This window comes from Streptomyces sp. GbtcB7 (assembly GCF_019091445.1).
Taxonomy (GTDB): Bacteria; Actinomycetota; Actinomycetes; order Streptomycetales; family Streptomycetaceae; genus Streptomyces; species Streptomyces mirabilis.
In genome coordinates, this window is sequence record NZ_JAGXJM010000006.1 from 257,716 (window position 1) to 272,529 (window position 14,814).

Sequence of the window (14,814 nt, forward strand, 5' to 3'; positions counted from 1 at the left end):
ACCCGACACCGAAGCGGTTGACGAGCAGAAACCCTACATACTGTAGGGTTTGCCTCATCGTGAGCCTCTTACGTCTCGGGGGACCCCCAAATGAAGGAACGTGACGACGGTCCGGCGGCGCCGAGCGACGGCACCTTCGAGCGGATCCTGGACCGGGCCCTCCACTCCCCCGAGATCATGGCAGCCGTGGAACGCGTCGGCGTGGCGGACACGCGCGAGCGCCTGCGCGCCGAAGCCCTTCAGGCGCGCCCCTCGCTCTCCCGGACCGCCGCGGTCGAGTACGACCGGTACCTCCGCGTGCGGGCGTCCGGACGACATGAGGGACCCTCAAAGGCCGCCGTACGTGTGGGGGATGGCTCCGTGTCCGTCTCGGCGCTGCTCGTGCCGAGTCTCGGTGTCGTCGCCGCGGGTGTGTACGTCCTGAGCGGGTTCGACCTGCACGCCCTCGACGTACGCCCGCATCTGAACGACGGGCTGATCATGGTGGTGGTGATCCTGGCCGCGGTGACGGCGGGCGCGGCGCTGGGCGACCTTCTCTGGTCACTGGCGACGCGCGACCGCCCCACCTCGGAGGACCGCGATCCCGAGGTGAGGCGTGCCCATGAGGAGTGGCAACTGGCCCTGCTGGAGCGGGGGGTGATGCCGTTTCTGCTCGGTACGCTGGACGGGGCGGCCTCGTGCCCGGCCCCGGCCCAACCCCCTCTTCACCCTTCGCTTCAGCCCTCCACGAGGGAGCGGCCCAGCCAGTCGGACTTGTCCTTCACCCCGGGCAGCGCGAAGAAGTAACCGCCCCCGGTGGGGCTGATGTAGTCGACGAGCGGCTCGTCGATCAGACGCGTCTGGGTCGCCTCGAACTGACGGACCACGTCCTGCTGGTAGGAGCAGAAGGCCAGGCCCATGTCGAGGTTGCCCGCCTTGTCGACGCCCCGGTCGTAGTTGTAGCCGCGGCGCAGGATCCGGGTGGTGTCGGTCTTCGCCGTACGGGGGTTGGCGAGCCGTATGTGGGCGTCCAGCGGGATCGCCTCGCCCTTGGGGTCCTTGGTGTAGCGCGGGAGGTCGGTCTCCTGGGCGCCGTCCAGCGGTGCGCCGGTGTCACGGCGGCGGCCTATCATCTTCTCCTGCTCGGTGAGCGAGACCCGGTCCCAGAACTCGACCAGCATGCGGATGATCCGGATGACCTGGTAGCTGCCGCCGACCGCCCAGGTCGGTTCGCCGTCGGCCGCGGTGACCCAGACCAGCTTGTCCATCTCGCGGGACGAGGTCGTGTCGGGGTTGGCGATGCCGTCCTTGAACCCGAGGAAGTTGCGCTGCGCGCCGGTGGGACGGGACGGGTTCTGGAAGCCGTCGACGCGCCACTTGATCTGCATCGCGCCGCGGGTGTGCCGGGTGATGTCGCGCAGGGCGTGCAGCACCGTGTCGGAGTTGGCGGCGCACAGCTGCAACGACAGATCGCCGTGGCACTCGGCGGCGTCGAGGTTGTCGTTGGGGAAGGTGCGCATCGGCTTGAGGTGGCGCGGCATGCGGTCGGCGAGGCCGTAGCGGTCGTCGAAGAGCGAGGCGCCGACGCCCACGGTGACGGTGAGGTCGTCCGCGGGCAGGTCCGGTCCCAGCAGACCGCTGTCGGAGGGCGGTGCGCCCACGCCGAGGTCGACCGGGGTGCCACCGGTGGTCAGGAAGCGAGCCCGCTCGGTGATCGTGCGCAGCAGGGCGGCCAGTTGGGTGCGGTCCTCGGCGATGACGTCGAAGGAGACGAAGACGGCGGCCGTGGGCGCGGGGGTGGTGATGCCGGCCTGGTGGGCGCCGTGGAAGGACACCTTGCCGCTGCCCGAGTCGGCCGCCGCGGCGGGAGTGCTGCCCGCGGCCACCTGGGCCCCGACGAGCCCGGCGCCCGCCAGGGCGGCTCCGGCCGCGCCGACGCCGAGGGCGGTCTTGGTGAACGTACGGCGGCCGAAGGGGCAGCCGCCCTGCGCGGCCTGGTCGTCCTGGCTCGGGGTCGTCATCGGGGGAGGTCCTCTCCTGTGGGCACATGGTCCCGGGACTGCGGGGGCGGTGGTTCGGCGCGGGTGGGCCGACGGTCTCGGGGTCGGCGCCGCCGGGCTGCTGACGCGGCCGTGGGGCTGCTCACGCGGCCTTGGGGTCGCTCAAGCAGGCGTTCGGCTGCTCACGCGGCCTTGCGGATCTCCAGGAGGTCCGGGATCGGGGCGAGCTCTTCCAGCAACTGGCCGACCGAGCCGTCGAGGCGCTGCCGGTCGGTGTCGGACAGCTTGTCCAGCGGCGTCCAGGTGCCGTCCTCGGCCCGCTGGGCGAGCACCAGTTGCTCGGTGCGCCGCATCCATGTGTCGACTGCCGGGATCACCTTGGCGTTGCGCTTGTCGATCAGCGGGCGGAGCAGGGTGAGCAGTTCGCGGGTGCCGTCGAGGTTGGCCTCGGTGGTGGCCAGTTCGGTGCCGCTGCCGTAGTCGGCGTTGCCGCTCAGTTCGCGGTGCAGGGTGTTCTCGAGGATCTCGTGGGCGCGCAGCGGGAGGTCGGCCGGGTCGAAGTCCTGCTTCGGGAAGTCCTTGCGCAGGGCGTCCACATCGGCGGCGAGTCGCTTGGCGTACGGCGCGAGGGTGGCGGCGGACTGGCCGTGCCACAGGCCGTACTCGATGCGGTGGAAGCCGGTGAAGGCCGGGTCGTCGACCCCGCCCGCGAGTCCGGCCGTACGGCCGTTGATCTTCGCGTCGAAGTCGGCGAACGTTCCGTAGGCGGCGCCGAGCGAGGCGTACCGCGTGTGCGCGGGCAGCCAGTCCTTGCGTGCCTGGTCGAGCTTGTCGGCGTCGAGGTCGCTCTGGAGGGTGCGCGTCTTGGTCTGCAGGTCGGCCAGACCCTGGTCGACGTACGTCCGGTAGGCGGCCAGCGGTGCGGCGAGGTCCTTCTCGGAGACCGGCAGTACGGCCTGGACGGAGCCGCCGCCCGCGCTGACGCGCACGGCCGCCGAGGTGACGGCTTTCCCGCCGTTGGGCACACAGCGCCAGGCGTACGAGCCCGTCCCGACGGTGGCGATCAGGGCGCGGGTGGTGCCGGGGGCGATGCCCTCGACCTCGCCGTAGACGGCGTTGCTGACCGGGTCGATCAGATAGATCTCGGAGGTACGGGAGCCGGTGTTGCGCACCTGGAAGGTCTGCCGGCCCGGCTTGGGCGCGGTGAAGCCCTTGCCGCAGTCGGCCGCGGACACTTCGACGACGGGCGTCCCGGACGCGGGCTTTCCGCCGCCGGCGGCGATGGCGATCCCCGCGATGAGCGCGGGCACGGCGACGAGAGCGGCGGGGACCGTCCAGCGAGGGAAACGACGGGGGGTGGACGGCGTGGCCACGGCGCCCTCGGCGGGAACGGACGGCTGGTCGGGGCCGGAGGCCCCAGGCTCGGCGGGCTTCTCGCCTTCGGCGGCGGGCTCTCCTTCGGCGGCGTGCTCGTCTTCGGGGGCGGACGTGGCGGACGGGTCGGCCTCGGCCTCGATCGCGGCCGACGTGGCGGCCTTGTCGGCGTCGGCGGAAACAGACCCGGCCTCACCCCCGGCCGGTGCGGGCGCGGCGGACCGCTCGGCCTCGACGGCGGTCGACGCGACGGCACTCCCGGCGCCGGGGCGGGGGCCGGGGCCGGCGGGACTCCCGGCCCGCGTAGCGGCGGGCGTCGCGGGCTGCTCCGCGTCGGCGGAGTCGAGCGGCACGGACACGCGCTTGGCTGCCCCCGCGACGTCCGTCGCGGCGAGCACCACGGGCACCGGCTTCGCCGGGGCCGCCCCGCGGACGCCGCGTACGAACAGCGTCATCACGATCGCCAGGTACGTGCCGTAGACACCGACCTGAAGCCAGGTCATCTGCGGGGTGAGGTTGAGCGTGCCCTGGACGACGGTGACGTACCACGAGGCCGGGTCGAGATGCGCCGACAGATCGAAGGCGTACGACGTGCCGCCCGGGATCACCGTGGCTTCCTGGAGGTCGCGCATGCCGTAGCCGAGGACGCCCGCGGCGATGACGATGAGCACGGCGCCGGTGATACTGAAGAACCGCGTGAGGTTGATGTGCAGGACGCGCCGGTACAGGCCCCAGCACAGCGCCGCGGCGAGCAGCAGTCCGACCGCCGCTCCGGCCAGCGGACCCGACGAACTCCCCGCGGCCTGCGCGGTGGTCCACAGGAACAGCGCGGTCTCCAGACCCTCGCGGCCGACGGCGAGGAACGACGTGGCGATCAGTACGCCCGCGCCCATGCCCAGCGCGGCGGTGACCTTCTGCTTGATCTCGCCGGAGAACGTACGGGCCGAGCGCCGCATCCAGAACACCATGGCGGTGACGAACACGACCGCGACCAGACTCAGCGAGCCCCCGAACGCCTCCTGCGACTTCCCCGGCAGGTTCGCCGCCGTGAACGTGAGGACCGCGCCGAAGCTCATCGACAACCCGATGGCGGCGGCAACTCCCGTCCATACATGGGGCAGTCGGGCGCGCTGGTCGGACCGTACGAGCGTGGCGACCAGAACCGAGACGATCAGTCCCGCTTCCAGCCCCTCACGCAGACCGATCAGAAAGCTGGGAAACGCGTCGTCCCACACCTCGGGCCTCTCTCCGATGCAGCAAACACCAGGCCGGGCGGCCAAGGGCGGGACTTAGTGTAGGCATGCCTAACTAACGGTCAAGAGAGCGCGCAAATCGCGACACAGCGGACGCGGATCGCACGCCGGGCCCGGGTCGGCCGCATCGAGCGCGGATCGGCCGACGAGTCGTCGCGGGGGCCGCGCAAGGCGGGCATCACGCCTCTGAGCTGCGGTAACACGAGAGCGGCAGCCAAGAGGCCCGGTGTCCGCGTCCATGCGCGCGGCGCACGGCGACAGCCCGGCGGCGCGGTCGCACCCCCGCCACGGACATTCTGTCCGCGCTTCGATTCTTACCAGCTGCTTACCCAGCGGCACCGCCTGGACCAGGCAGTCTTTCCCCGCAACACCGCTGACCGCCACTCGTTAAGACCCTCGGCGGCAATCCTCACCGTGACCACAACTCACCTTTTCCTTACAGCATGTAGGGTTTCCCCGCTCTGCCCCTCTCAGGGAACACACAGAGTTCCCCGCCCCCGCAGCTCTCCCCCACCGCCCTCTCCCCAAGGTGATGCTCCACGGTGTCTGCACAACAGCCAGTACTCGTCCCGGAACAGAGGAACTCGAAGTCGCGCCGGCCGGACCCGACCGGACGGCCGGCCATCGGCGACCGGCTACGACCACGGGCGGCCGCGGCCACGGTCTGGTACCTGCGACTGCTCGCGCTGCTCAACGTGGTGGCGGTCACGTCGCTGCCGTTCCGGGAAGAGGTGCACGAGCACAACGGAGGTGAGTTCTTCACCCCGTACCTGGCCACCGCCGGGCTGGTCTCGGCCGCGCTGGCGCTGTTCCTGGCGCTGGTGATGCGGCGCCGCAAACGGGCCGCGTGGATCTTCAACATGCTGCTGGCGGGACCGCTCTTCGGGCTGTACGTCCTGGCCCTCACACAGGAGCAGTACCGACGGCACGGCTTCAACTGGTTCTCGACCGTGTTCACCGGGCTCTTCGTCGTCGCGCTGCTGGTGGGGCGAAGGGAGTTCCAGGCCGTCGGGGACCGCTCCAACCCCCGGCTGGCGCTGGCCGTCGGCGCCGGTGGCTTCCTGGTCAGCGGCACCCTCGGAACGCTGCTGGTGAGCGCCACCAACAAGGTGTCCGGGGCGCCGCTGAGCGACCGGATCGCGTACACGCTGCTGCGCGGGGTCAGCGTCGGCCCGCTCGCCGACCGCCTCGACTCCGTGGTCGCGCCCCGCTGGGTGGACGTGATCGTCAACATCCTGATCGCGGCCTCCTTCCTGCTCGTGCTCTACGCCTGCTTCCGCGCCCCGCGCGGGCGGGAACTCCTCGGCGAGGACGACGAGCGACGTCTGCGCGACCTTCTCGCCAAGCACGGTGAGCGGGACTCGCTGGGCTACTTCGCGCTGCGCCGCGACAAGGCCGTCATGTGGTCCCCGAGCGGCAAGGCGGCGATCACCTACCGGGTGGTCGGCGGAGTGACCCTTGCCTCCGGCGACCCGATCGGCGACCCCGAGGCCTGGCCCGGTGCGATCGAGGCATGGCTGCACGAGGCGCGGCGGCACGCCTGGACGCCGGCCGTGACGGGCGCCGGCGAGGAGGCCGGCACCATCTACGCCCGGCACGGCCTCGACGCCCTCGAACTCGGCGACGAAGCCATCGTGGACCGCGCCGACTTCACCCTCGAAGGGCGCGCGATGCGCGGAGTGCGCCAGGCCCACAACCGCGTCCGCCGGGCCGGTTACACCGTCGGCATCCGCCGCCACGAGGACATCCCCGAGGCCGACATGGCCACCCTCATCGACAAGGCGGACCACTGGCGGGACGGCGAGACCGAGCGCGGGTTCTCCATGGCGCTCGGCCGGCTCGGCGACCCGGGCGACGGCCGGTGCGTGATGCTGGAGTGCCGCGACAGCCAGGACGAACCGCGGGCCGTGCTGAGCTTCGTACCGTGGGGCGACAAGGGGCTGTCGCTCGACCTGATGCGCCGGGACCGTGACTGCGAGAACGGCCTCATGGAGTTCATGGTCATCGAACTCCTGCTGCGCGCCGAGGAGATCGGGGTGCAGCGGGTCTCGCTGAACTTCGCCATGTTCCGTTCCGTCTTCGAGCGCGGCTCCCGGCTGGGCGCCGGACCGGTGCTGCGTCTGTGGTGCGCGGTTCTGACCTTCCTCTCCCGCTGGTGGCAACTCGAGTCCCTCTACCGGGCCAACGCCAAGTACCGGCCCGTCTGGGAGCCCCGTTACCTCCTCTTCGAGAAGAGCAGTGACCTCCCCCGCATCGGGATCGCCGCCGCCCGCGCGGAGGGCTTCCTCACCCCGCCCGCGCTGCCCGCGCTCGGCCGCCGCCCACTCCTGCGGAGGCCGGGAGGACGGTCACAACCCCCGCACGGGAGCGGGCAGGTCCCCGGACAGCAGAGCAGTTCCTCGACCAGCACCTCGTCAACCAGGTAACTCTTCTGGCCTGTTCGAGGTACGGGCGCCGGGGCACACGCACCTGGCGCCCTGGCCCTCACCCTCTCCGCGCTCTCCGTCCTCCTCATGTCCCCGCTCCCGGCGCAGGCGGCGGGCGGGGCGTCGGGCAGTTACGGGACGAAGACGCCGTACGCGCCGCAGCAGAACGCCCGTACGTACCAGCGGGCACCGAAGGGGTTCGTCCCGGTGTTCACCGAGTACGTGTCCCGGCACGGTTCACGCGCGGCGACGAGCGACGAGGACGGAGAGTTGATCCTCCAGCTGTGGGACAAGGCCGAAAGCGAGGGCGAACTCACCCGTGCCGGTGCGGAGTTCGGCCCGCAGGTGCGCTCACTGCTGGCGGCGATGGAGAAGGTCGGATACGGCAACCTCAGCGGCCGGGGCAAGCGGGAGATCCAGGGCACGGCGGCCCGCATGGCACAGCGGCTGCCCAGACTGTTCGCGCGGATCGCCCAGGACTCCGAGCCGATCGACGTGGTCAGCTCGGGCCAGGGCCGCGCCGTCGACAGCGGCGCCCTCTTCGCCTCGGCCCTCGCCGACACCGACCCGGCTCTCACTCCCCTCATCGGCCCGGCGCGCACCGACCCCGACCTGCTCTACTTCCACAAGTCCGCGGGCGGTGCCGCCTACCGCGACTACCTCGCCCACGACCAGCGGCTGGCCACCACCCTCAAGAGCGTCACCGACCAGCCGGCCACCCACCGCGCGGCCCGCGACATCCTGAAGAGGATCTTCACGTCGGCCTTCGTGCGGCGGATCTCGGACGGGGAGTTCGCCTCCATCGGCAGCGAGGTGGACGCGGCCCAGGCGGTCTACAACCTGTACAGCATCGCCCCGGCCATGACCGACGAGGGCACCTGGCACCTGGCGCGCTACCTCGCCCCGCGCGACGCCTGGTTCGCCTATCTCAGCGATGCCGAGGACTTCTACGAGAAGGGACCGGGCTTCGCGGACAGCGACATCACGTACAAGATGGCGGACGTCCTGCTCGACGACTTCTTCAAGAGGGCCGAGGCCAAGCGTGACGGAACCAGCGACCTCGGCGCGGAGCTGCGTTTCACCCACGCCGAGGAGATCATCCCGCTCGCCGCTCTCATGCGGCTGCCGGGCAGCACGAAGCCGGTGACGACGACTCAGCCGTACACCTATACGGACAACCCCTGGCGGGGCGGCTCGGTGGCGCCGATGGCCGCGAACATCCAGTGGGACGTGTTCCGCAAGGGCGACACCTCTCTGGTGCGGATGCTCTACAACGAGAAGGAGACCGCGTTCAAGGCGGGCTGCGCGCCGGTGGCGAAGGGCAGCGCGTTCTACGACCTGGACGAGCTGGAGCGCTGCTTCGGGCGCACCAAGTCGTGAAAGATGCCTCCGTCCAGGTGACTTGGGAACTTCTTTACCGATGCCGTCAGTTCTGATGACACCGGCTCGGGGCTCGCTCCGAGCCGGTTCGGAACGATGAGTGCGATCAGTGAAGGAGCCACACCGACATGGTGTTCAAACGGCTGCTCGGAGCGATGGGCGCAGGCGGCCCCTCGGTGGACACGGTTCTCGACGGCGGCGCGGTGGCGCCCGGCGGGATCCTGTCCGGGCAGGTCCATCTCCAGGGTGGCAGCGCGGACGTGGAGATCGAGCACATCGGGCTCGAACTGATCGCCCGGGTGGAGACCGAGCACGAGGACGGGGAGAGCGAGGGCGTCGTCGTCTTCGAGCGGTTCACGGTCGGCGGCGGTTTCCGCCTCGCCGAGCAGGAGCGGCACAGCGTTCCGTTCAGCGTGTCCCTGCCGTGGGAGACACCGGTCAGCGAGCTGTACGGGCAGCCGCTGGGCATCGTTCTCGGTGTGCGCACCGAGCTCGCGGTGGCCGGTGCGAGGGACAAGGGCGACCTGGACCCGCTCGTGGTGCGTCCGCTGCCGGTCCAGGAAGCGGTCCTGGAGGCGCTGGGGCAGCTGGGCTTCGGCTTCAGGTCCGCCGACCTCGAACACGGCCACATCGGGGGTACGGGGCAGCAGTTGCCCTTCTACCAGGAGATCGAGCTGACGCCCGCGCCGCAGTACGCGCACGTGGTGAACGAGATCGAGCTGACCTTCCTCGCCACCCCGGCCGGCATGGAGATCGTCCTGGAGGCCGACAAGCGCGGCGGGCTCTTCGAGTCCGGGCAGGACGCCCTCACCCGCTTCACGGTGAGCCATCACGATGTCGGGGCCCGCGACTGGAACGGCGAAGTCGACGGCTGGATCAGGCAGTTGGTCGAGCACCGGGCGTCGTACGGCTCCCACGCCACGTACGGCCACGCCGATCCGTATGCCGCCGGAAGCGGGTACGGGCATCACTCGGCCCATGAGTCCAGCTACGGGTCCAGCCATGAGTCCGGCTATGGGTCGGGTCATGAGGGCCACCGCTCCGGGCCCGGCCTCGGCACCGCGGTCGCGGCCGGCGCGGCGGGACTCGCGGTGGGGGTGGTCGGCGGGCTGGTCGCGGCCGAAGTCGTCGACGAGGTGGGCGACTTCTTCGAGGGCGACGACGACGAAGGCGGCGAAGAGGACTGAGTCCTCAGACGTGTCCGTGTCCGGGGGCGGTGTGCGCCGTCCCCGGACCGGACCACATGGGCTCAGTGCGCGGCGCTCGGAGCCTCGGTCGTCGCGCGCGGGGCGGCCTGCTCGGCGGAGTTCTTGATGACCGCCGTGGGGGTCACCGGAGCCGTGCCCTGTTCGGCGGTGGCGGCGGACGCAAAGTTCTCGTCCTTCATCGCCTTGGTCTCGCTCTTGAGGATGCGCATCGACTTGCCCAGCGCACGGGCGGTGTCCGGCAGCTTCTTCGAGCCGAACAGCACGATGAGCACGATCGCCACGATCAGCAGGTGCCAGGGTTCCAGTCCGTTGCGGAGCATCGCGCGCCCGCCTTTCTTCGCCTCGGTCGAGGGCACGCCCCACTGGCCGCCACCCACTTGAAGATTGCCGCTTTGCGCAACAGTACAACCATGGGTGCGGATCGGACGGCTCCCGGCTCCCCCTTCCGCCCCCCTTCCGTTCCCGTTCCGCTCCTGTTCCGCCGCTATTCCGTGCGCAGGGCGACGGCACTGCGGGTCCGGGCGGCCCAGCCCGCGGGCAGCAGAGCGCCCAGGACGGCGATCAGCAGTCCGCCGAGGGCGAGCAGGACCAGTTCGGGCGTGCGGTAGACGGCGATGACGGACTCGGGCAGGTTCAGCCCGGCGCTGTGCCCCATGGCAGGCATGATCCAGCCGTGCAGGGCGACGCCGAGCGGCACTCCGACGGCGCCGCCGCCGGGTCCGGTCATGACGACCGAGGTGACGACCATGACGACGGTCTGCCGCGGCGTCATTCCGAGGGCCTTGTGGATGCCCAGGTCGCGGACCCGTTCCCGGGTGTCGAGGACGACTCCGTTGAGCACACCGAGTCCGGCGACCGCGACGAGCATCAGGGTGAGCACCGCGGTCAGCGAGTTCAGCACGGCGACCGTGCCACTGTCGCCGACCCACGGATGTCGGCGCTGGAACGCGAGCGGGCCGCGGAGCTGCGCCGCGCCGCCGAGCATGAACGGGCCCGCGTCGCCCGTGAGTTGCACAACGTCGTCACCCACAACGTCAGCGTGATGGTCATCCAGGCCGGCGCCGCCCGCAAGGTCATGGACCTCGCGCCCGACCAGGCTCGCGAGGCCCTGCTCGGGGTAGAGGCCGGCGGCCGGGCGGCGATAGCCGAACTGCGGTACGCCATGGGTCTGTTGACGATGGAGGCCGAAGGGCCGGAACCGGCCGCCGCGGCGGATCTCGCGCCGCAGCCGGGCCTGGACCGGTGGAGTCCCTGGTCGGACAGGTACGCGAATCCGGCGTACCCGTGGAACTGACGATCACGGGGTCGGCCCGTGCGCTGCCGTCGGGGGTCGGTCTGGCCGCGTATCGGGTGGTGCAGGACGCGCTGACGAACACGGTGAAGCACGCGGTCGGTGCCAAGGCGACCGTGACGGTCGAGTACGGCTCCGACCGTCTCCGTGTCGACGTCAAGGACACCGGGGGCACGCCGGACGCGTCCGCGACGACCACCGGAAACGGCCGTGGTCTGCTCGGTCTGCGCGAGCGACTGGCCGTGTACGGAGGCACCTTGGACACCGGACGACGTCCGACCGGCGGCTACCGTGTCAGCGCGCCGATCCCCCTGGAGGCGTGATGACGTCACCGCTGCGCGTGGTGGTCGCCGACGACCAGACCCTCGCCCGTACGGGCTTCCGGATGATCCTCATGGCCGACGGCATCGACGTGGTCGCGGAGGCGGCCGACGGCGCCGAAGCCGTGGAGGCGGTCCGCCGCACCCGCCCCGACGTGGTGCTGATGGACATCCGGATGCCCGAACCGGACGGCCTGGAGGCGACCCGCCACATCCTGACCGGCGCGTCCGACCCGCCCCGCGTGATCATCCTGACGCTCTTCGATCTCGACGACCTGGTGTACGCGGCGCTGTCCGCCGGGGCCAGCGCTCCTCCTCAAGGACGTCACCCCCGAACACCTGGTCTCCGCCGTCCGCCTGGTCCGCTCCGGCGACGCGCTCCTGGCTCCCACGATCACCCGCCGCCTGGTCGAACGCCACGCCCGCCGGTCCCCGGAGACGACCGCGCTCCCTCGCGACCTGGCCCCGTTGACCCCGCGCGAACTCGAAGTCCTGCGTCTGCTCGCGCAGGGCCTGAGCAACACCGAACTCGCCGCCCACCTCCACCTGGCCGAGACGACGGTCAAGACCCATGTCGCCCGCATCCTCGCCAAACTCGGCCTCCGCGACCGCGTCCAGGCGGTCGTCACGGCGTACGAAACGGGCCTGGTCACGCCCGGCACCGTGGCCAGGAGCACATAGGACCGACGGGTTCCGGCCGGCAACTCCCGCTCTATTTCTACAGTGATGTAGTTTTTTGGTGTCGATCCATCCAATGCCGGGCGTCCACTCGCCCGGCCGACGGCAGCACGGAGGAGAGCAGCGTGGGAGTTTCCCTGTCCAAAGGCGGCAATGTCTCGCTCAGCAAGGAGGCGCCGGGCCTGACCGCGGTCCTGGTCGGTCTGGGCTGGGACGTGCGGACCACGACGGGCACCGACTACGACCTCGACGCGTCCGCGCTGCTGGTCGACGAGTCGGGCAAGGTCCTCTCGGACCAGCACTTCGTCTTCTACAACAACCTGAAGAGCCCGGACGGTTCGGTCGAGCACACCGGCGACAACCTGACCGGTGAGGGCGAGGGCGACGACGAGTCGATCAAGGTGAACCTGGCCGGCGTACCGGCCGAGGTCGCCAAGATCGTGTTCCCGGTCTCGATCCACGACGCCGACGCACGCGGACAGAGCTTCGGCCAGGTCCGCAACGCGTTCATCCGTGTCGTCAACCAGGCCGGCGGCACCGAACTCGCGCGCTACGACCTGTCGGAGGACGCCGCGTCCGAAACCGCGATGATCTTCGGCGAGTTGTACCGCAACGGCACGGAGTGGAAGTTCCGCGCGGTGGGCCAGGGGTACGCCTCGGGTCTGTCCGGGATCGCCTCCGACTTCGGCGTCGGAGTCTGACGCGTCCCACCGGTTCCCCGCCGTCCCCGCCTCGATGCGAATCCCCTGGGCGCGGGCGGCGGGCCCTTGCCACCTCTGTCGCCGGAACACGCCCCAAAAGGCACACGTGACTGTCAGTGCCTTGGTGCACACTCACGATGAGTTGTCGTACGCCTGGGGAGGATGCCGTGTTCACGGGGATGGACGAGGTCGGCTGGGCCTCGATGAAACATGCCTATGGAAGCGCCGAGGACGTCCCGGAGTTGCTCCGGGGACTGGCCTCCGCGTGCCCTCAGGAGCGTGAGAGAGCGCTCGACGGGATGTACGGAGCCGTGCACCACCAGGGCGATGTCTACGACTCGACGCTCGCGTGCATCCCGTTCCTGTTCGAACTCGTCGGGCACGCGGAACTCCGCGACCGGGGCGACGTCGTGGAGCTGCTCGTCAGCATCGGCGGTGGGGACGCCTTCGACGACGATCCACTCGAAGACGGGGACGGCGCCGAGGGCAACTACGCCATGGCCCGCACGGCGGTACGGTCGGGCGCCGCGGCCTTCATCGGCCTGCTCGCGGACCGGGACCCGGAGGTCCGCCGGGCGGCACCGACGGCGCTCGTCCGGTTCCTCGGCCAACCGGAGCGCGTCCTCGGGCTGTTGACGGGACGACTCGAGGAGGAAGAGGAGGAACAGGTCAGACCGGCCCTGGCCGAGGGCCTGGGGCTGTTCGCGCGCCTGCACCCCGCGTCCGCCGCTCCCGCGGTGGAGTGCCTGATCGAACTCGGTGCCGCTCCGCACGACCCCGGGCTGCGGCTCGCCGCCCTCGGCCAACTCGCCGGCTGCGCACCCGATCACCTTCCAGCCGACCTCGTACCCACCGTCATCGCACTGCTCCGGGCCAGATCACGACGCACCCGGGTGCCGGACCAGCCCGAGCGGCCCGACACCGACACCCTCATCGGCCACCTGCGACGCCTGCGCCCCGCCGACGAGGAGGGGGGTCATCTCCTGCGGACCCTGCACACCGCGCTCGGCGGCCGGACCGCCGAGCGGATCGCCCTGCTCAAGGGGCAGTTGAGCAGCGACGAGTCGGCCGACCGGTGCAACGGCGTGTGGATGGCGGCGGGGCTGTTGCGTGAATGGCGGGGCTCGTACGAAGAGCTGGTCGCGTTGATCGGCGAACAGGTCGTCACCGAGGAGCAGCGGCTGCGCGATGCCGCGGCCTCCGTCCTGGAGACACTCTTCGGTCTGGCCGCCCCGGCCGCCGACCACCTGGCCGCCCTGGTGGCGGTCGGCCCCGAGCACCGAATACGCCAGTGGGAGCACGGGACACCGGCCCTCGGCGCCCCGCTCAAGGCGCTGGCCAGAGCCGGCGATCCGCGCGCGGTGGCGGCGCTCGCCGAGGTGCTGGACGGGCCGGTCGTGCCCCCCGAAATCGGTTACGAAGTACAGCACTTGGGTCCGGCGGCGGCCCCGCTCGCTCCACTGCTGCGCGAGCGGCTCGGCGAGCTCCCCCTCGACGCAGTCGACACCTACGACCGTGCGGTGCCGCTGCTGTTCGCGCTCGGCAGGCTGGGACACGCGCCGGCGGTACCGGAGATGCTGCGGCTGCTGCACGGGGCGCCGGAGGGGCTGCGGAGCCGGGAGTGGCTCGTGCGGGCGATCGCCGACGCGCTCGGCAGGTGCGGCCCGGATGCGCGGGAGGCGATACCGGCCCTGCGTGAGCTGCTGGACGGGGGGTGCGCGGTGGTGGCGGCCGATGCGCTCTGGTCGCTGGAGGGCGACGCGGAGGCCGTACTGCCGACTTTGCGAAGGGAGTTGGTGGCGGGGCAGTTCCAGGCACGCAACGCGGCCGAGGCCCTGGGCCGACTGGGGCCCGCGGCCCGACCCGCCCTGCCGGCACTGCGCGGCATGGCCGACTCCGGGAAGGTGTGGCTGCGTGCGAGCGCCGCGGCCGCCCTGTGGGACATCGCCGGGGATCCCGGGCCGGTCCTCCCCGCGCTCCGCTCCGCCTGGGAGCAGAACGCGCACACCCGCGCCGTCCTCGCCGACTGTCTGACCCGGATGGGTCCGGCGGGCGCACCCGCCCACGATCTGCTCCGTACGGAACTCGCCACACCACGGCGGCACCAGTCGCGCGCCGGCGGATACGGCAGCCATGACATCGCCGAGGACGAACAGCTGCTGCGTGCCTGCCGCGCCGCCCTGGACGCCGCGTAGAAACCGCAG

At 71.2% G+C, this 14,814-nt stretch carries 10 protein-coding genes and 2 pseudogenes; 8 read left to right on the forward strand and 4 right to left on the reverse strand.

Annotated features, from left to right (window positions below; genetic code table 11):
* Positions 1-90: 90 nt before the first annotated feature.
* Complete coding sequence (locus tag KVT44_RS13115; RefSeq protein ID WP_217567165.1) at positions 91-786, forward strand: hypothetical protein; 696 nt, start codon at positions 91-93, stop codon at positions 784-786.
* Here KVT44_RS13115 and efeB read toward each other — a convergent pair.
* Positions 717-2,000, reverse strand: coding sequence for an iron uptake transporter deferrochelatase/peroxidase subunit (gene efeB, locus KVT44_RS13120; protein ID WP_217567166.1), 1,284 nt, complete (start codon positions 1,998-2,000; stop codon positions 717-719). The two genes, KVT44_RS13115 and efeB, sit on opposite strands and share 70 nt — an antisense overlap.
* Before the next feature lie 161 nt (positions 2,001-2,161).
* A complete protein-coding gene (gene efeU / locus KVT44_RS58005; protein ID WP_308313983.1) occupies positions 2,162-4,588 on the reverse strand; it encodes an iron uptake transporter permease EfeU in 2,427 nt (808 codons plus the stop codon).
* Between the two features lie 641 nt (positions 4,589-5,229).
* Between efeU and KVT44_RS13135 the strand changes: the two genes are divergently transcribed.
* From KVT44_RS13135 to KVT44_RS13145, 3 genes are all read left to right on the forward strand, one after another.
* Positions 5,230-7,032, forward strand: a complete 1,803-nt coding sequence (locus tag KVT44_RS13135) for a phosphatidylglycerol lysyltransferase domain-containing protein (protein ID WP_308313986.1) — start codon at positions 5,230-5,232, stop codon at positions 7,030-7,032.
* Positions 7,033-7,119: 87 nt separating this feature from the next.
* A complete protein-coding gene (locus KVT44_RS13140) occupies positions 7,120-8,412 on the forward strand; it encodes a histidine-type phosphatase (RefSeq protein ID WP_217567168.1) in 1,293 nt (430 codons plus the stop codon).
* Positions 8,413-8,540: 128 nt separating this feature from the next.
* Positions 8,541-9,599, forward strand: coding sequence for a sporulation protein (locus KVT44_RS13145; protein WP_217567169.1), 1,059 nt, complete (start codon positions 8,541-8,543; stop codon positions 9,597-9,599).
* Between the two features lie 62 nt (positions 9,600-9,661).
* Here KVT44_RS13145 and tatA read toward each other — a convergent pair whose 3' ends face one another.
* Positions 9,662-9,940, reverse strand: coding sequence for a Sec-independent protein translocase subunit TatA (tatA, locus tag KVT44_RS13150; protein WP_217567170.1), 279 nt, complete (start codon positions 9,938-9,940; stop codon positions 9,662-9,664).
* Positions 9,941-10,104: 164 nt separating this feature from the next.
* Positions 10,105-10,650, reverse strand: coding sequence for an ABC transporter permease (locus KVT44_RS13155; RefSeq protein ID WP_308313984.1), 546 nt, complete (start codon positions 10,648-10,650; stop codon positions 10,105-10,107).
* Between KVT44_RS13155 and KVT44_RS13160 the strand changes: the two are divergent.
* From KVT44_RS13160 to KVT44_RS13175, 4 genes and pseudogenes are all read left to right on the forward strand, one after another.
* A pseudogene (locus KVT44_RS13160) lies at positions 10,549-11,234 on the forward strand (sensor histidine kinase); the annotation flags it as partial. The gene KVT44_RS13155 and the pseudogene KVT44_RS13160 overlap by 102 nt on opposite strands.
* A pseudogene (locus KVT44_RS13165) lies at positions 11,234-11,912 on the forward strand (response regulator). The pseudogenes KVT44_RS13160 and KVT44_RS13165, both read left to right, overlap by 1 nt.
* 122 nt (positions 11,913-12,034) lie before the next feature.
* Positions 12,035-12,610 (forward strand): TerD family protein, encoded by a 576-nt coding sequence (locus KVT44_RS13170; protein ID WP_054228841.1) that lies wholly within the window; start codon positions 12,035-12,037, stop codon positions 12,608-12,610.
* A 167-nt stretch (positions 12,611-12,777) separates the two neighbouring features.
* Entirely contained in the window at positions 12,778-14,805 is a 2,028-nt protein-coding gene (locus tag KVT44_RS13175) for a HEAT repeat domain-containing protein (RefSeq protein ID WP_217567172.1), read from the forward strand.
* Positions 14,806-14,814: the final 9 nt, after the last annotated feature.

Excerpts from the sequence above, each read along its gene's own strand:
- KVT44_RS13115 (WP_217567165.1), top strand. The coding sequence starts at position 91 with ATGAAGGAACGTGACGACGGTCCGGCGGCGCCGAGCGACGGCACCTTC.
- efeB (WP_217567166.1), bottom strand. The coding sequence starts at position 2,000 with ATGACGACCCCGAGCCAGGACGACCAGGCCGCGCAGGGCGGCTGCCCC.
- KVT44_RS13140 (WP_217567168.1), top strand. The coding sequence starts at position 7,120 with ATGTCCCCGCTCCCGGCGCAGGCGGCGGGCGGGGCGTCGGGCAGTTAC.
- KVT44_RS13145 (WP_217567169.1), top strand. The coding sequence starts at position 8,541 with ATGGTGTTCAAACGGCTGCTCGGAGCGATGGGCGCAGGCGGCCCCTCG.
- tatA (WP_217567170.1), bottom strand. The coding sequence starts at position 9,940 with ATGCTCCGCAACGGACTGGAACCCTGGCACCTGCTGATCGTGGCGATC.